The organism is Pseudomonas eutrophicaquae (genome assembly GCF_023544715.1).
Taxonomy (GTDB): Bacteria; Pseudomonadota; Gammaproteobacteria; order Pseudomonadales; family Pseudomonadaceae; genus Geopseudomonas.
Map to the genome: position 1 here is coordinate 1 of NZ_JAMJEZ010000024.1, position 16,417 is coordinate 16,417.

At 64.7% G+C, this 16,417-nt stretch carries 14 protein-coding genes; 5 read left to right on the top strand and 9 right to left on the bottom strand.

Annotated features, from left to right (window positions below; genetic code table 11):
- A partial coding sequence (tnpC, locus tag MXC11_RS10155) for an IS66 family transposase (protein ID WP_250010089.1) occupies window positions 1–1,501 on the top strand: 1,501 nt, incomplete at its 5' end.
- Window positions 1,502–1,542: 41 nt separating this feature from the next.
- Here tnpC and MXC11_RS10160 read toward each other — a convergent pair.
- The 3 genes from MXC11_RS10160 to MXC11_RS10170 form a co-directional block, all read right to left on the bottom strand.
- Complete coding sequence (locus MXC11_RS10160) at window positions 1,543–2,334, bottom strand: restriction endonuclease subunit S (protein ID WP_250010090.1); 792 nt, start codon at window positions 2,332–2,334, stop codon at window positions 1,543–1,545.
- A complete protein-coding gene (locus MXC11_RS10165; RefSeq protein WP_250010091.1) occupies window positions 2,331–3,890 on the bottom strand; it encodes a type I restriction-modification system subunit M in 1,560 nt (519 codons plus the stop codon). Before MXC11_RS10165 ends, MXC11_RS10160 begins: the two co-directional genes overlap by 4 nt.
- A gap of 156 nt (window positions 3,891–4,046) precedes the next feature.
- On the bottom strand, window positions 4,047–5,681 hold the full coding sequence (locus MXC11_RS10170; protein ID WP_250010092.1) for an ATP-binding protein: 1,635 nt from the start codon (window positions 5,679–5,681) through the stop codon (window positions 4,047–4,049).
- 238 nt (window positions 5,682–5,919) lie between these two features.
- Here MXC11_RS10170 and rep point away from each other — a divergent pair, with 238 nt between their 5' ends.
- Window positions 5,920–7,929, top strand: a complete 2,010-nt coding sequence (gene rep, locus MXC11_RS10175) for a DNA helicase Rep (RefSeq protein ID WP_250010093.1) — start codon at window positions 5,920–5,922, stop codon at window positions 7,927–7,929.
- On the opposite strand, the gene MXC11_RS10180 is transcribed toward rep, so the two are convergent.
- Window positions 7,919–8,359, bottom strand: coding sequence for a group II truncated hemoglobin (locus MXC11_RS10180; protein WP_250010094.1), 441 nt, complete (start codon window positions 8,357–8,359; stop codon window positions 7,919–7,921). The genes rep and MXC11_RS10180 overlap by 11 nt on opposite strands.
- A gap of 158 nt (window positions 8,360–8,517) precedes the next feature.
- Between MXC11_RS10180 and MXC11_RS10185 the strand changes: the two genes are divergently transcribed.
- Together MXC11_RS10185 and MXC11_RS10190 are read left to right on the top strand one after the other, a co-directional pair.
- A complete protein-coding gene (locus tag MXC11_RS10185; protein WP_250010095.1) occupies window positions 8,518–9,804 on the top strand; it encodes a DASH family cryptochrome in 1,287 nt (428 codons plus the stop codon).
- A gap of 93 nt (window positions 9,805–9,897) precedes the next feature.
- Window positions 9,898–10,941 (top strand): RNA methyltransferase, encoded by a 1,044-nt coding sequence (locus MXC11_RS10190; protein WP_250010096.1) that lies wholly within the window; start codon window positions 9,898–9,900, stop codon window positions 10,939–10,941.
- Window positions 10,942–10,995: 54 nt separating this feature from the next.
- On the opposite strand, the gene MXC11_RS10195 is transcribed toward MXC11_RS10190, so the two are convergent.
- Window positions 10,996–11,418 (bottom strand): c-type cytochrome, encoded by a 423-nt coding sequence (locus tag MXC11_RS10195; RefSeq protein ID WP_250010097.1) that lies wholly within the window; start codon window positions 11,416–11,418, stop codon window positions 10,996–10,998.
- A 188-nt stretch (window positions 11,419–11,606) separates the two neighbouring features.
- Here MXC11_RS10195 and MXC11_RS10200 point away from each other — a divergent pair, with 188 nt between their 5' ends.
- Window positions 11,607–12,914, top strand: coding sequence for an NAD(P)/FAD-dependent oxidoreductase (locus MXC11_RS10200; RefSeq protein ID WP_250010098.1), 1,308 nt, complete (start codon window positions 11,607–11,609; stop codon window positions 12,912–12,914).
- A gap of 34 nt (window positions 12,915–12,948) precedes the next feature.
- Here MXC11_RS10200 and MXC11_RS10205 read toward each other — a convergent pair whose 3' ends face one another.
- The 4 genes from MXC11_RS10205 to rpmB all read right to left on the bottom strand — a co-directional run bounded on the left by MXC11_RS10205 (window position 12,949) and on the right by rpmB (window position 16,232).
- Window positions 12,949–14,100, bottom strand: coding sequence for an MFS transporter (locus tag MXC11_RS10205; protein WP_250010099.1), 1,152 nt, complete (start codon window positions 14,098–14,100; stop codon window positions 12,949–12,951).
- A 68-nt stretch (window positions 14,101–14,168) separates the two neighbouring features.
- The gene (locus tag MXC11_RS10210) at window positions 14,169–15,662 is read right to left on the bottom strand and encodes an aldehyde dehydrogenase (protein WP_250010100.1); all 1,494 of its coding nucleotides are present in this window, start codon (window positions 15,660–15,662) and stop codon (window positions 14,169–14,171) included.
- Window positions 15,663–15,828: 166 nt separating this feature from the next.
- Window positions 15,829–15,984 (bottom strand): 50S ribosomal protein L33, encoded by a 156-nt coding sequence (gene rpmG / locus MXC11_RS10215; RefSeq protein ID WP_250010101.1) that lies wholly within the window; start codon window positions 15,982–15,984, stop codon window positions 15,829–15,831.
- An 11-nt stretch (window positions 15,985–15,995) separates the two neighbouring features.
- Window positions 15,996–16,232: a 50S ribosomal protein L28 gene (gene rpmB, locus MXC11_RS10220; protein ID WP_250010102.1), complete on the bottom strand. Its 237-nt coding sequence runs from the start codon at window positions 16,230–16,232 to the stop codon at window positions 15,996–15,998.
- Window positions 16,233–16,417 lie beyond the last annotated feature (185 nt).

Sequence of the window (16,417 nt, forward strand, 5' to 3'; positions counted from 1 at the left end):
TCCCGATGATCCTGCCGCACTCAAGCTGTTGCTGAGCCAGTTGCAGGCGAAGGTTGCTCACCTGCAAGAAGAGAACACCCTGCTGCGCCAACGCCTGTTCGGCCGCAAGTCCGAACAGACGCCGGATGCCGCGACACCGCAACTGGCGCTGTTCAATGAGGCGGAAAGCCTGGCCGCGCCGCTCGCTGACGACGCGGGTGACGCTGTCGAAGAGGCCGTCGCCCCCACCAGCAAACGTCGCGGCAAGCGCAAGCCGCTGCCAGCAGAGCTGCCGCGCGTCGAGGTGACCCACGAGCTGCCCGAGCACGAACTGACCTGCGCATGCGGCTGCCGCAAGCACGTCAGCGGCGAAGAGGTCAGCGAGCAGCTCGAGATCGTGCCGATGCAGATCCGCGTGATCCGCCACATCCGCAAGGTCTACGCCTGCAAGGGCTGCGAAAGCGCACCGGTCACCGCCGACAAGCCGGCCCAGCTGATCGAGAAGAGCCTGGCCAGCCCCAGCGTGCTGGCGATGCTGCTGACCACCAAGTACGTCGACGGCCTGCCGCTGCATCGTTTCGAAAAGGTCCTAACCCGCCATGGCGTCGACCTGTCCCGGCAAACCCTGGCACGCTGGGTGATCCAGTGCAGCGAGCAGCTGCAACCGCTGCTCAACCTGCTGCGCGAGCAGCTGCTGGAGAGCACGGTGATCCACTGCGACGAAACGCGGGTGCAGGTGCTCAAGGAGCCGGGACGGGAGCCGAGCAGCCAGTCATGGATGTGGGTGCGAACTGGCGGGCCGCCGGCTCGCCCGGTGGTGCTGTTCGACTACACGACCAGCCGTGCGCAGGACGTGCCCTTGCGCCTGCTCGAAGGCTATCGCGGCTACCTGATGACCGATGACTACGCCGGCTACAACGGCCTGGCTGCACGACCGGGCATCGAGCGTCTGGCGTGCATGGCCCATGCGCGGCGCAAGTTCATCGAGGCGCAGAAGGTGCAGCCCAAGGGCAAGACCGGGCGTGCCGATGTGGCGCTGAACCTGATCAACCGGCTATACGCCATCGAGCGCGAACTCCGGGACGCCAGCGATGAGCAGCGCTACCTGGGTCGACAGCAACACAGCCTGCCCATCCTGGCGAAACTCCAGGCCTGGCTGGAAAAGACTCAGCCTCAGGTCGTCCCACAGAGCGCCCTGGGCAAGGCCGTGAACTACCTGGCCAGCAATTGGAGCCGACTGGAACGCTACGTCGAGGCGGGCCATCTGCCCATCGACAACAACCGTGCCGAGAATGCCATCCGTCCCTTCGTCGTCGGCCGCAAGAACTGGCTGTTCAGCGACACGCCCAAAGGCGCCACTGCCAGCGCCCAGATTTACAGCCTGGTGGAAACCGCCAAGGCCAACGGCCAGGAGCCCTACGCGTGGCTGTGCCATGTCCTCGAGCGCCTGCCGCAGGCTCGCAGTCTGGAAGACTACGAAGCACTGCTGCCGTGGAACTGCAAGCCAGCGACAACAATGTAAAACACTCGCCCCATCATCGGCAGATGGGGTTCATGGATCGGTTACACAACATCCCCCGGCTCGGCATAGCGCAGCGATCCCGCCATATCCTTTCTGACCCGAGAAAAGGCTTGTGTCGTGAAGGTGCCATACCGTGTGTATATCTCGCCGTAGTGAATCACACTGATGCCATCTTCGACATAGTCGGCCTTGGTGAAGCGCTTGCCGCGAATGAACTCACCAATCTCCCCCAGTGCCTTCCATTCGACATCCACACCATCAAAACTCAACAACTGGTCACGATAATGCTTGTATTGTTTTTTTCTGGCGGTCAGATCGGCGGTCAGATCGGCGGTCAGATCGGTGAAGGCGTCCAGAATGCGGACGATTTCGGCTTGGATTTCAAGCGATTTTTTCGGGTTTTCTGGGCAGGGTATTGGAATTGGATAGGCCGAAATTTTCTCTGTCGGTAGATGCGCTGGAATGGCGTCTGTTGCTAGAGATTGAATTTCGTTCTGCTGTTTTTTCAGATAATAGTAAAGGTACTTATTGTTGAGCGACTTGCCAGGCTTTATGCAATAGCAAACATCATTCGCCCAGAAGTCTGTTTCAATGATATTGACGAATCCGGCTGTGCCATATTTGACGATGGTGATCGTATTTTTCTTTTGATTATGGTTTTCGTAGAATCCCATGGGCGTAACGCCGCCGCTGAAAACTGGGTACTTCTTCTCAGGGCTCAACTCGCTTTTTGTCACACGACGTCCTCTTTCGAGGGTTGCGCATGACTCCAGTGGAAGCCACTCCACTTCAACGCCGTCGAGCAGCTTCTCGATAAACGCCAGTTCGCTCATGCGTCTGCCTCCTCGCCTTCGATCTCGGCGACGATGGCGTCGATCTCGCTGCGCAGCTGGTCGATCCTGGCCACCGTGGTTTTCAGTTCGGCATTGAGCTGGGCAATATCCACCACTTCGCGGTTGTCCTTGGCTTCGACGTAGCTGCTGACCGACAGGTTGTAGCCGTTGGCCGCCACCTGCTCCAACGGCACGGACTTTGCGAAATGTTCGACGCTTTCCTTGCTGTCGAACACAGCCATGATCTGCTCGATATGGCTATCCAGCAGCGTGTTGTTGTTGGTTTCTTTCTTGAACAGCCCGCTGGCGTCGATGAACTGGGTGGTGGTGTCTTTCTTGTTCTTGGCCAGCACCAGAATGTTCACGGCGATGGTGGTGCCGTAAAACAGGTTGGGGGCGAGCGAGATCACCGTTTCCACATAGTTGTTGTCCACCAGGTACTGGCGGATTTTGGCTTCCGCCCCGCCGCGGTAGAAGATGCCGGGGAAGCAGACGATGGCGGCGCGGCCCTTGCTGGACAGATAGCTGAGCGCGTGCAGCACAAAGGCAAAGTCGGCCTTGGACTTGGGCGCCAGTACGCCGGCCGGGGCAAAGCGGTCGTCATTGATCAGCGTCGGGTCGTCGCTACCAATCCACTTCACCGAATACGGCGGGTTGGAAACGATGGCATCGAACGGTTTGTCATCGCCAAAATGCGGCTCGATCAGGGTGTTGCCGAGCTGGATGTTGAACTTGTCGTAGTTGACGTTGTGCAAGAACATATTCATCCGCGCCAGGTTGTACGTGGTGTGGTTGATTTCTTGCCCAAAGAACCCGTCTTCGATCAGGTGTTGGTCGAAGTGCTTCTTGGCTTGCAGCAGCAGCGAGCCAGAGCCGCAGGCGGGGTCATAAATCTTGTTGACGCTGGTTTGCTTGTGCATCGCAAGCTGCGCGATCAGCTTGGACACATGCTGCGGCGTGAAGAACTCGCCGCCCGACTTGCCCGCGTTCGCCGCGTAGTTGGAGATGAGGAATTCGTAGGCATCGCCGAACAGATCAATGCAACTGGCGTCGAAACCGCCGAAGTCCAGCTCCGCCACGCGTTTGAGCACTTTGGACAGGCGATCGTTCTTGTCTTTGACGGTGTTGCCAAGGCGGTTGCTGGTGGTATCGAAATCGGCAAACAGGCCTTTGATGTCGCGCTCGGAGGGGTAGCCGTTGGCGGAGGCTTCGATGGCGGCAAAGATGTTGGCCAGATCGGTATTCAGGCTCTCGTTGGTGTTGGCGTTGGCCGCGACGTTAACGAACAGCTGGCTGGGGTAGATGAAGTAGCCCTTGGTCTTGATGGCGTCATCTTTGGCAGCCGCAATGTTCGGATCACTGTCTGCCATCGCGGCGTAATTGACGGATGCATCGCCGCCGGTGATGTAATCGATGAAGTTCTCGCTGATGAAGCGATAGAACAGGGCGCCCAGCACGTACTGCTTGAAGTCCCAGCCGTCGACGGCGCCGCGCACATCGTTGGCGATTTGCCAGATGCGGCGTTGCAGTTCGGCGCGTTGTTGGATGCTTGTCATGCTGATGGTCCTGTTTCAATTCGTCTGGTTTGGCTCAGGCACGAGGCGTGAGCCAAAGAAAATATGCTGCTGCGGCAACGGCTTGGCCGGGATCACGCGCGGTTTGGCGCATGACTTTGGCGCAGGCTTGGCGGATAGACGCTGTTTTGAGCCAAGTCAGGGAAGGCGATAGCGTGTGCCACTACGCACCCCCTCCTGGATCAGATTTCCCTCTTTCACCAGTTGCTCTACAGCTCGCCGCACACGTGAACGGGGAATTTCCAGCCCAATCCGCTGGTGGATGTTGCCAATCCTGGTGCCTGGGTAGCGGCCCACGTCTTCGACGATCAGCGCAGCCAGACGGTGCGGCTCGATGCGCTTGAGCGTGGTTTCGCCGGTGAACTGAAGGCTGTGCAGCAAGCCCGGATCGACAAAGTAGCGCGTGGCCTGGGTACGCCCGGCGCTCTGCACCAACTGCCAGTCGAGCACGCGTTTGAGCCAGAGCTGAAGAGCTTCGACGCCAGGCAGCTCCAGCATGCTGGCAAGCTCGCGGGCGGTCAGCGCATCGTGCTGGGCCAGCAGGCCCAGGGCAATACGCTCACGCTGGGTGAGTTGATAGGTCTGGTCGGCCTTGGCGATGAAGTCGATGACCTCGGGCTTGAGGATACGGCGGCGCACCGTGACCTGCACGCGGTCGTGGGTTTCGATCAGCTCCGGCATCGGGCGACCTTGCGACAGCAGTACCTCGAAGATCTTGTCGAAGCCGCTGCCTTCGCGTTCCATCAGTTTCAGGTCGTGGAACAGGCGGGCCAGGTGCTCGTTGCGGCGCACTGTGGTGTGCAGTACGTTCTGCGGTGTGACGCCCAACGGCAAAGGTCCGGGGTTGACTACTTCCAGCCGGTCCGGATGCAGGTTCAGGAAGATGTCGCCACGCTGGGTGTAGGGGCGGTGTACCAATGCGTTGACCAACAATTCGCGCACCACGATTTCGTCGAAGGCGGGTACGTTCTGGCGGTACAGGCCATCGGGCAGCTCGTAGCGCTCACGGAAGTCTGGCACCTCCTGCCAGACCGCTTCGATCAACTCCATCGGGCTTTGCGTGTGGTCGTCCCATACCAGCTTGTTGACCTTCTGGCCAAGCTCGTCGTACTTGATGAACTGGATGACTGGCGCCGTGGTCAGTTGGGCACGCTGGTGCTGGCGACCAAGGCAGAGCACGCCCAGGTTGGTGAGGGCCTGTCCTTGCGCGAGCTGATAGTGCTCGAGCAGTTCGTCGTCGGACTTTTCCTTGACCGATGCCTTGACGCGGTCTGATGCGCGGAGGGCTGCAAGCAGCTTGTCGCGTTTGCCGGTATCGACCTCGGTGCGCGGAGCATGCAGTGTGGTTTGCGTTTCCCACGGCAATGCGGACCGTTCACTGGCCAGACGCATCACGTCATCGCCGGTGACCGGCTTGCTTTGGTCGGCCACACGCAGGAAATAGCGGCCGTCCGTGGTGGAGGCGACGGCCATGGCGCGCGGAACACGCAATTCTATGTACTGGCCACCATTCGGGGCGGTGACGACATCAGGCAGCACCGCAACGTTGACGGTGCGCTCGGCCAGCTTGCGCCGTAGGGTGTCAGGCAGGTCGCTGGGGATGTGCTGGCCGGCGGGCGGCGCATCCTGGCCATCCTCGATGCCCAGCAGCAGGCGACCGCCGGTCGCATTGGCAAAGGCAATGCAATCTTTGGCGATTTCGTTCCAGTCTGCTGTCTTGTCCGTCACTGCCCGCAAGGACTTCTGGTCGAGGAGCTGTCCTTCCTGACTCATATGATGCCTTCCTCATCTGGGTTCATTTTTCGCTGTCGACCTCTGATGCAGCATCTACCCACGACCCACGGCGATACGCTCGAGCAGTCCCTGCAGGCCCTATCTTGAGGGGTTTGAAATTTACCATCGAGTGACCGTGCAAACACCCTCATGATGGCCGATAGCACACGGACAACTGACCGGCACCATGCCCGTCGCCTGTTAAACTCTCTGCACCGCTCTGAAAGCCTCGAACGACATGTCCCGACTCAATCCCCGCCAGCAGGAAGCCGTCCACTACATCAGCGGCCCGCTGCTGGTGCTGGCCGGCGCCGGTTCCGGCAAGACCAGCGTGATCACCCGCAAGATCGCCTACCTGATCCAGCAGTGCGGCATCGCCGCCCGGCACATCGTCGCGGTGACCTTCACCAACAAGGCGGCGCGGGAGATGAAGGAGCGCGTCGGCCAGCTGCTGCGCGGCCGCGAGGGCGCCGGCCTGACCGTGTCGACCTTCCACAACCTCGGCCTGAACATCATCCGCCGCGAGCATGCGCACCTGGGCTACAAGAGCGGCTTCTCGATCTTCGATGAGGGCGACATCAAGGCGCTGCTCACCGACATCATGCAGAAGGAGTACCAGGGCGAGGACGGTGTCGATGAGGTGAAGAACCTGATCGGTGCCTGGAAGAACGACCTGATCCTCCCCGAAGAGGCGCTGGCGCGGGCGCGCAACCCGCGCGAGCAGACCGCCGCGATCATCTACATCCACTACCAGCGCACCCTCAAGGCCTACAACGCGGTGGACTTCGATGACCTGATCCTGCTGCCGGTCAAGCTGTTCCAGGCCCATCCCGAGGTGCTGCAGAAGTGGCGCAACAAGGTGCGCTACCTGCTGGTCGACGAATACCAGGACACCAACGCCAGCCAGTACCTGCTGGTGAAACTCTTGGTCGCCGAGCGCGCGCAGTTCACCGTGGTCGGCGACGACGACCAGTCGATCTACGCCTGGCGCGGCGCGCGCCCGGAAAACCTGATGCAGCTCAAGGAGGACTTCCCCAGCCTCAAGGTGGTGATGCTCGAGCAGAACTACCGCTCGACCAGCCGCATCCTCAAATGCGCCAACGTGCTGATCGCCAACAACCCGCACGTGTTCGAGAAGCAGCTGTGGAGCGAGATGGGCCATGGCGACGAGATCCGCGTGGTGCGCTGCAAGAACGAGGAGGCCGAGTGCGAGCGCATCGCCCTGGAAATCCTCACCCAGCACCTCAAGACCCAACGCCCCTACAGCGACTTCGCCATCCTCTACCGTGGCAACTACCAGGCCAAGCTGATGGAGCTGAAGCTGCAGCATCATCAGATCCCCTATCGGCTCTCCGGCGGTACCAGCTTCTTCGCCCGTCAGGAGGTGAAGGATCTGATGAGCTACTTCCGCCTCCTGGTCAACCCGGACGACGACAACGCCTTCCTGCGGGTGATCAACGTGCCGCGCCGCGAAATCGGCTCGGCGACCCTGGAAAAGCTCGGCAATTACGCCAGCAGCCGCGGCATCTCGCTGTACAGCGCCTGTGACGAGCTAGGTCTCGGCGCACACCTGGACACGCGCTTTACCGAGCGGCTGGCGCGCTTCAAGCAGTTTCTCGACCGGGTGCGCCGGCGCTGCAGCAAGGAGGAACCGATCGAGGCCCTGCGCCATATGATCACCGACCTCGACTACGAAAGCTGGGTGCGCCAGCAGAGCGCCAGCGACAAGGCCGGCGATTACCGGATGGGCAATGTCTGGTTCCTGCTCGAAGCGCTGCAGAACACCCTGGAGAAGGACGAAGACGGCGAAATGAGCATCGAGCAGGCGATCGGCAAGCTGGTGCTGCGCGACATGCTCGAGCGCCAGCAGGAGGAAGCCGAAGGCGCCGAGGGTGTGCAGATGATGACCCTGCACGCCTCCAAGGGTCTGGAATTCCCCTGCGTGTACATCATGGGCATGGAGGAAGACCTGCTGCCGCACCGCTCGAGCATCGAGGCCGACAGCATCGAGGAGGAGCGGCGGCTGGCCTATGTCGGCATCACCCGCGCCCGCCAGCACCTGACCCTGACCTACGCGGCCAGGCGCAAGCAGTACGGCGAGGTGATCGACTGCGCCCACAGCCGCTTCCTCGACGAGCTGCCGGCTGAGGATCTGCAGTGGGAGGGCTTGGAATCCGCTCCGGTGGAGGTCCAGGCCAAGCGCGGCAACAGCGCGCTGGCGGATATCAGGGCGTTGCTCAAGCGTTGAAGGGGCAACCATACCCATGCCGTGCCCGGCTGGCCTGCACGATTCGCTCGGCCGGCACCTGCAGCTGGCGCAGCAGGTACTCGGCAAAGTCCGGCGCGTAAGGCTGGCAGGCGATGGCTTCGGCCATGCAGTCCAGCCAGGCCCGGCTGCCGCGCTCGTCGATCGGCCACTGGGCATGGAAGGCCGGAAGGGCGATCGGCCCGTACTTTTCGCGAAACAACTTCGGCCCGCCCAGCCAGCCGCTGAGAAAGCAGGCCAGCTTGTCACGAGCGATGGAGAGATCCTCCGGGTGCATGGCGCGCAGCGCGGCATAGGCCGGTGACTGGTCCATGATCCGGTAGAAGTCGGCGACCAGCTGCTGCAGGCCGTCGATACCGCCGGCGGCCTGGTAGGAGGCATCGCCGGTGCCATAGGGTGCAGAAATACTCATGGGAAGGTCCTCGGCCAGATCAGCAGCTCATTCTAGCCCGCCCCCGACGCGGCACGTGCGGCGCCGGGTCGCCGGCCATGCCACACTTGTACATACATGATGCAAAGCGCAATTTACGGTATAAGTCACGCCCCCATTCGCCCGTGACGAGAGCGCCCATGAGCACCCTGATCTACTGGTTCCGCAACGACCTGCGCCTGAGCGACAACCCGGCCCTGAGCCGCGCCTGCCGTGACGCCGAGCACCTGCTGCCGGTGTATGTGCACGCCGCCGATGAGCCGACCGCCTGGGGATTTTCACGGGTCGGGGCCGCGCGCCGGCACTTCACCGCCCAGGCACTGGAGGATCTGGACGCCCAGCTGCGCGAGCGCGGCAGCCGGCTGCTGGAGCTGGTGGGTGATCCGGTTGAGGTGCTGGGCGCGCTGGCCGCAGAGCTCGGCTGCACGCGCCTGATCAGTGAGGAGATCCCCGCGCCCGAGGAGCAGGCGGCAGTGGAGGCGCTGCGCGCCGCCGGGCTGACGGTGGAGACCCACTGGCAGTCCAGCCTGCTGCATCCGGGTGATCTGCCCTTTGCCTGTGCGCAGCTGCCAGAGAATTTCAGCGCGTTTCGCAACCGTATCGAGCGCGCCGAGGTGCTGCCCGCCGCGCCGCTGCCAGCGCCCGCCAGTCTGCCGCCACTACCCGAGGCGGTGCACGATATCAGTAGCCAGCGCCCGGCCGTCGAGGCCTGGGCGGCGGATGCGCGCTCCTCCTTCCCGTTCACCCAGCCGGCCTTCCACGGCGGCGAGCGGGCGGCCCTGGCCCACGTGCAGCGCTACTTTGCCAGCGATCTGCCGGTGCACTACAAGGCCACCCGCAATGGCCTGTCCGGCACCGATTACTCCAGCAAGTTCTCGCCCTGGCTGGCCAGCGGCGCGCTGTCGCCGCGCAGCATCTACGATGCGCTGTGCGATCACGAACAGGCACGTGGTGCCAGCGACGGCAGCTACTGGCTGTGGTTCGAGCTGCTGTGGCGCGACTACTTCCGCTTCCTGCATGTCCAGCATGGCCGGCGCCTGTACCGCAGCACCGGGCTGGCTCGCCAAGCGGTGCGCCCGCCGCGCCACACGGCCGCCGCCTTTGCCCGCTGGTGCGAGGGGAAAACTGGCGAGCCCTTGGTGGATGCCGGGATGCGCGAGCTGGCGGCGACCGGTTATCTGTCCAACCGCCTGCGCCAGATCGTCGCCAGCTACCTGATCCATGACCTGCAGGGCGACTGGCGCGCCGGGGCGGCCTGGTTCGAGGCCCAGTTGATCGACTATGACGTGTGCAGCAACCAGGGCAACTGGCTGTACATTGCCGGGCGCGGCACCGATCCGCGCGGCGGGCGGCGCTTCAATCCGCAGAAGCAGGCCGCCGACTATGACGGCGACGGCGCCTTCCGCCGCCTCTGGCAAGCACGCTGAAACAGCGCCTCGCCTTCTGAACATACCCCGGCAGCCTGGCGGCTTGCGCGCCCCCTGCCGGGGCATGTGGCGCGGTGATAGCATGCGCGCCCTATGCAGATCAACGACCTTCTCGCTCAGCTCCGCGCCCACGGCGCCCAACCCTGCCACCAGCAGCGCATCCTGCGCGCCTGGCTGGCCGGCTTGCCGCTCGATAGCGGCCCGCGCAACCGCCCGCCGCAAGACTTCTTCCCGCGCCGCGTGCGCGAGGCCCTGCCGCACCTGGCGCTGAGCCTGCAGCAGCTGGCCCGCCTGCACAGCCAGCACCCGGCGGCCGACGGCTCGGCGCGCCTGCTGGTTGGCCTGGCTGACAGGCAGATGGTCGAGAGCGTGCTGCTGCCGCGCGATGGGCTGTGCGTCTCCACCCAGGTCGGTTGTGCGGTGGGCTGCGTGTTCTGCATGACCGGGCGAAGCGGCCTGCTGCGCCAGCTCAGCAGTGCCGAAATCCTCGCCCAGGTGGCGCTGGCCCGTCAGCAGCGCGCGGTGAAAAAGGTGGTGTTCATGGGCATGGGCGAGCCGGCCCATAACCTCGACAACGTGCTGGAGGCGATCACCTGGCTGGGCAGCGAGGGCGGCATCGGCCACAAGAATCTGGTGTTCTCCACGGTGGGCGATCCACGGGTGTTCGAGCGCCTGCCGCGCGGGCCGGTCAAGCCGGCGCTGGCCCTGTCGCTGCACAGCACCCGTGCCGAGCTGCGCCGCACGCTGCTGCCCCAGGCCGCCGCACTGACGCCTGAGCAGCTGGTCGAGCAGGGCGAGCGCTATGCGCGGGCCACCGGCTATCCGATCCAGTACCAGTGGACGCTGCTCAAGGGCATCAACGACAGCGTTGAGGAAATGGACGGCATCCTGCGCCTGCTCAAGGGCAAGTACGCGGTGATGAACCTGATCCCCTATAACAGCCTGGAGGGCGATGCCTTCCAGCGTCCGGACGGCGAGCGCATCGTGCAGATGGTCCGCTACCTGCACAGCCGCGGGGTGCTGACCAAGGTGCGCAACAGCGCCGGGCAGGATATCGACGGCGGCTGTGGCCAGTTGCGTGCCCGTGCCGAGGGCCGCCCTCTGCCCCGTCAGCGCCGTACGCCACCCAGCGCGTAACGCAGGCACAAAAAAGCCGCCCGGGCGAGGGGCGGCTTGGCCGAGCAACAGTGCTTACAGGCCGGACATCTTCTTGATGGCCGCCAGCAGCTCGTCGTCGGAGCAGTCGTTACAGGTACCCTTGGCCGGCATGGCGTTGATACCGGCGATGGCGGTCTTGAGGATGCCCTCGACACCGCCCTTGGCATCGGCACGGGCCTGCCAGGCCGCGGTATCACCGACCTTGGGCGCACCCAGTACGCCGACGCCGTGGCAGGCGTTGCAGTGCTTGGCGATCACGTCATCGGCGCTGCGGGCAGCACCACCGGCCGCCGCGGCAACCGCACCCACGCCGGCGCATTCCTGACCGGCGATGCACACGCTGCCCACCGGCTTGAGACGCTCGGCAATCGCGTCATTGGTTGAGGCCTGGGCGCCAACGGCCCACAGGGCCAGCACGGCAGTCTGGGCTGCCAGGAATTTCTTGATCAGGTTCACCCTTTCACCCTCTATCGTGGCTAGTCACACCCGGGGCGATGGGCCGCGCGGGCGCCCGCAGTATAACGGCAAAGCCGAAGGCGCTGAAACAAGCCCGATAGTCGCAGGGCGACACCTTAGCGGCCCTGTCATCCCAGCGACCCGTCACGCGGGCTATCCTGTGCCGTCACTTTTTTGCAGACCGCGCCATGTCCCAGCACACCCCCACCCACAGCCCCGACCACGCCCCCTCCTGGTATGCCGCCAGCGCCCGCAAGGCGCCGGCCTTCCCCGTCCTGCAGGGCGAGGCGGTGGCCGATGTCTGCATCGTTGGCGGCGGCTTTACCGGCGTGAACTGCGCGCTGGAGCTGGCGCAGCGCGGCTACCGGGTGGTGCTGCTGGAGTCTCGGCTGATCGGCTGGGGCGCCAGCGGGCGCAATGGCGGCCAGCTGATCCGCGGCCTGGGCCATAACCTCGCGCGCTTTACCCCGCTGCTCGGCCAGACGGGTGTGCAGCGCCTCACCCATTACGGGCTGGAAGCGGTCGAGCTCGTGCGCCAGCGCATCGAGCAGCTGGCCATCGACTGCGACCTGACCTGGGGCTATTGCGATCTGGCCAACCGTCCCCAGCACCTTGAGGCGCTGCAGGCCGAGCAGGTGACGCTAACGAATCTGGGCTATCGCCACGCGCTGCGCCTGCTCGGTGCCGATGAGGTGCACGAAGTGGTCGGCTCGAGCCGCTACTGCGGCGGGCTGATCGACATGGGCTCCGGTCATCTGCAGCCGCTGGATCTGCTGCATGGCGAAGCGCTGGCCGCCGCACAGAGGGGCGCTGCCTTGTTCGAGCGCAGCGCCGTGACCCGCATCGACTACGGCGCCACCCTGCGGATACACACCGCGCACGGCGTGGTGCGCAGCCCGCGCCTGATCCTCGCCGGCAATGCCTACCTCGGCGCTCTGGAGCCGCAGCTGTCCGCCAAGGTGCTGCCGGCCGGCAGCTACATCATCGCCACCGAGCCGCTGCCAGAGGCACTTGCCCAGGCGCTGATCCCGCGCAACATGGCGCTGTGCGACCAGCGGGTGGCGCTGGACTATTACCGGCTGTCGCGGGACCGGCGCCTGCTGTTCGGCGGCGCCTGTCATTATTCCGGGCGCGATCCGGCGGACATCGCCCGCTACATGCGGCCGAAGATGCTGGCGGTCTTCCCGCAGCTGGCGCAGGTGCGCATCGACTACGCCTGGGGCGGGATGATCGGCATCGGTGCCAACCGCCTGCCGCAGATCGGCCGTCTGCCCGCGCAGCCCAATGTCTGGTATGCCCAGGCCTACGCCGGGCATGGCCTCAACACCACCCATCTGGCTGCCCATCTGCTCGCCCAGGCCGTGCATGGCGAGGACAGCACGGGCTTTGACCTGTTCGCCGCCGTGCCGCACCCGACCTTCCCCGGCGGCCCCTGGCTGCGCGCGCCCCTGCTGGCGCTGGGCATGCTCTGGGAGCGGCTCAAGGAGCGGCTGTAACGCCCGAACTCATGCTCCGCCAATCAGCGCACGTTCAGTGCGGAGGCGGCGCCGGATAACGGGCAAGGCCCTGTGGCCGGGCGGCCAGCAGCAACAGCATCAGCGCCCCGAGCGCCATCGACCCGGGCAGCGCATGGCCGCTCAGCCACTGGCTGCCGGCACCACTGAGCAGCGGGCCGAGCAGGCAGCCCAGCCCCCACAGCTGGGCGATATGGGCATTGGCACGCACCAGCGCATCATCGCGGTAACGCTCGCCAATCAGGATCAGCGCCAGGGTGTACAGCCCACCGGCGCTGGCGCCAAACAGTAGCAGCAGCGGCCAGATCAGCGGTGTGTGCAGCAGCAGCGGCAGCGCCAGACTGCTGAGCAGCAGCAGCGCCGTACAGGCCCGGAACAGGGCGATGCGCGGCAGGCGATCGGCCAGCAGGCCGATCGGCAGCTGCAGCAGGGCATTGCCGACCACCACCGCGCTGGTCATCTGCAGCACCCGGGGCTGGGGGAAGGCCTCCTGCAGCAGATAGACCGGCAGCAAGGTGAGGATCAGCGCCTCGAAGGCGGCAAACAGCACCATTGCCCAGGCGATGGCCGGCTGGGCTCGGCAGAACGTCAAAAGCCCGGAGGCCACCATTGCCTGGCGCTCGACCTGTGGTGCACCCTCGCGGCCGATCAGCAGCAGCGGCCCGAGCAAGAGCAGACCGATCGCCACCCAGAAGCCGCCATCCCCCTCGCTGCCCAGCACGCCCAGCAGCAGCGGTCCGCTCAGCTGGCTGACCGCAAAGGCGGTGCCATACAGCGCCACCAGCCGGCCACGCCAGGCATCCACCACCAGCTGGTTGATCCAGCTCTCGCCCAGCACGAAGACGATGGTCAGCGCCAGACCGAGCAGCAGGCGCAGCAGCAGCCACAGCCCGTAGGACTGAAAGAGCAGCACCCCCAGCAGCGACAGCGCACTGACCAACAGGCACAGCTGCAGCGCCGCACGGCTGCCGGTGCGACTGGCCAGCGGCCCGGTCAGGCGCGCACCGAGCAGGATGCCGACCGCCGGCATCGCCGCCATCAGGCCGATGGCAAAGGGCCCATAGCCCCAGGCCGCCAGGCGCAGCGACAGCAGCGGCAGACTGACGCCGACCGCCAGCCCGACCAGCACTACCGCCGAGGTCACGGCCCCGTAGGTCATCCATTGCACAGCTTTTTCCTCACAGAAACGATGACGGCCGGTGGCCCCGAGGCCACCGGCCGTCGCAGAGGGTCGGATCAGAGCTTGATCCAGGTCGCCTTGATCTCGGTGTACTTGTCGAAGGCGTGCAGCGACTTGTCGCGGCCATTGCCTGACTGCTTGAAGCCACCGAACGGGGCGCTCATGTCGCCGCCATCGTACTGATTGATCCACACGCTGCCGGCGCGCAGGGCACGGGCGCCGCGATGGGCCTTGGACAGATCGGCAGTCCACAGCGCGGCAGCCAGCCCGTAGGGGCTGTCGTTGGCGATGCGGATCGCCTCGTCCAGGTCATCGAAGGTGATCACCGACAACACCGGGCCGAAGATCTCCTCGCGGGCGATCTTCATCGCATTACTTACCCCGTCAAACACCGTGGGTTCGACGAAGAAGCCACCGCCCTCCTCCATGATCCGCCGCCCGCCACAGCGCAGCTGCGCGCCCTCGGCGTGGCCGGCCTCAATGTAGCCGAGCACGGTGTCGAGCTGCTGGCGATCGACCAGCGCCCCGACGTTGGTAGCCGGATCCAGCGGATGCCCCGGCTGCCAGGCGCGGATGGCTTCCAGCAGCAGGGCCATGAACGGCTCCTTGATCGAGGCCTCGACCAAGAGGCGCGAGCCCGCGGTGCAGACCTCGCCCTGGTTGAAGCAGATAGCCCCGGCAGCGGCGCGCGCCGCGGCGCGCAGGTCCGGCGCATCGGCGCAGACGATGTTCGGGCTCTTGCCCCCCGCCTCACTCCACACCCGCTTGAGGTTCGACTCACCGGCATGAATCATCAGCTGGCGGGCGGTGCGCGTGGAGCCGGTAAATACCAGAGTATCCACATCCATGTGCAGGGCCAGCGCCTTGCCGACCGTGTGGCCATAACCCGGCAGCACGTTGAGCACCCCCGCCGGCAGGCCGGCCTCGACCGCCAGCGCTGCCAGGCGCAGCGCAGTAAGCGGCGATTTTTCCGAGGGCTTGAGGATCACCGAGTTGCCGGTGGCCAGCGCCGGGCCGAGCTTCCAGCAGGCCATCAGCAGCGGGAAGTTCCACGGCACGATAGCCGCCACCACCCCGACTGCCTCGCGGGTCACCAGACCGAGCTGGTCGGGGCCGGTCGGCGCGACTTCGTCATACAGCTTGTCCACCGCCTCGGCGCACCAGCGCAGGCAGTTGGCGGCTGCCGGCAGATCGACCCGCAGCGCATCGCGGATCGGCTTGCCCATGTCGAGGGTTTCCAGGAGCGCCAGCTCCTCGCGGTGGATATCCACGAGCTCAGCCAGACGCAGCAGCACCGTCTTGCGCCGCGCTGGCGCCAGCTGCGACCACACCCCGGACTCAAAAGTAGTGCGGGCATCGAGCACCGCGCGGTCGGCATCAGCGGCGGTACAGCTGGCGACATGGGCCAGCAGGCGGCTGTCGATCGGGCTGCGGCACTCGAAGGTAGCGCCCTCGGCAGCAGGGACGTATTGACCGTGGATGAAGGCGCGGCCTTCGATGGTCAGGTGCTGGGCGCGGTGTTCCCAGTCGGCGCGGCTCGGCATGCTCATGCGTGGTGCTCCAGGCTCAGGTTAGGTCGCCATCTTGGCGGCAGGGCAAAAGGCCCGGCAAGTCCCTGCAGCATAGCGAGCGTTGGGTGGCACTGAGGCGAGCGATGCATCGCAGACATAAAAAAACCCGCCACAACGGGCGGGTTTTCCTTCAAGGGCCGATCAATTACTTGATCTTGGCTTCCTTGTAGATCACATGCTTGCGAACCACCGGATCAAATTTCTTGATCTCGAGCTTCTCAGGCATGGTGCGCTTGTTCTTGTCGGTGGTGTAGAAGTGGCCGGTACCGGCGCTGGACACCAGACGGATCAGGTCACGCATGATGATGCTCCTTAGAATTTTTCGCCGCGGGTGCGCAGCTCGGCCAGGACAGCGTCGATGCCGCGCTTGTCGATGATGCGCATGCCCTTGGCGGAAACGCGCAGACGCACGAAGCGCTTCTCGGACTCGACCCAGAAGCGATGGTGCTGCAGGTTCGGCAGGAAACGACGACGGGTTTTGTTGTTGGCGTGGGAAACCTTGTTCCCGGTAACCGGACCCTTACCGGTTACTTGACAGACTCTCGACATACCTCAGCCCTCTTGACCACATGCCCAACCCGGCATGGGTTGGCCGCTTGAATCGCTATGAAGTTCACTTTCTATCGGGGTCTTACCGGCAGTGCCGCCGGGCTGAACAGCCGGGCCCCAGAAAAGAGCGCCGTTTTATAGCAGAAAGCCCCCTGCGTCGCAAGGCAAGCACGCGCCAAGCGACG

Excerpts from the sequence above, each read along its gene's own strand:
- rpmG (WP_250010101.1), bottom strand. The coding sequence starts at position 15,984 with ATGCGTGACCTGATCCGTCTGGTGTCCAGCGCCGGTACCGGCCACTTC.
- MXC11_RS10200 (WP_250010098.1), top strand. The coding sequence starts at position 11,607 with ATGTCCCAGCACACCCCCACCCACAGCCCCGACCACGCCCCCTCCTGG.
- MXC11_RS10160 (WP_250010090.1), bottom strand. The coding sequence starts at position 2,334 with ATGAGCGAACTGGCGTTTATCGAGAAGCTGCTCGACGGCGTTGAAGTG.
- MXC11_RS10185 (WP_250010095.1), top strand. The coding sequence starts at position 8,518 with ATGAGCACCCTGATCTACTGGTTCCGCAACGACCTGCGCCTGAGCGAC.
- MXC11_RS10190 (WP_250010096.1), top strand. The coding sequence starts at position 9,898 with ATGCAGATCAACGACCTTCTCGCTCAGCTCCGCGCCCACGGCGCCCAA.
- rep (WP_250010093.1), top strand. The coding sequence starts at position 5,920 with ATGTCCCGACTCAATCCCCGCCAGCAGGAAGCCGTCCACTACATCAGC.
- MXC11_RS10170 (WP_250010092.1), bottom strand. The coding sequence starts at position 5,681 with ATGAGTCAGGAAGGACAGCTCCTCGACCAGAAGTCCTTGCGGGCAGTG.
- MXC11_RS10180 (WP_250010094.1), bottom strand. The coding sequence starts at position 8,359 with ATGAGTATTTCTGCACCCTATGGCACCGGCGATGCCTCCTACCAGGCC.
- MXC11_RS10210 (WP_250010100.1), bottom strand. The coding sequence starts at position 15,662 with ATGAGCATGCCGAGCCGCGCCGACTGGGAACACCGCGCCCAGCACCTG.
- MXC11_RS10165 (WP_250010091.1), bottom strand. The coding sequence starts at position 3,890 with ATGACAAGCATCCAACAACGCGCCGAACTGCAACGCCGCATCTGGCAA.
- rpmB (WP_250010102.1), bottom strand. The coding sequence starts at position 16,232 with ATGTCGAGAGTCTGTCAAGTAACCGGTAAGGGTCCGGTTACCGGGAAC.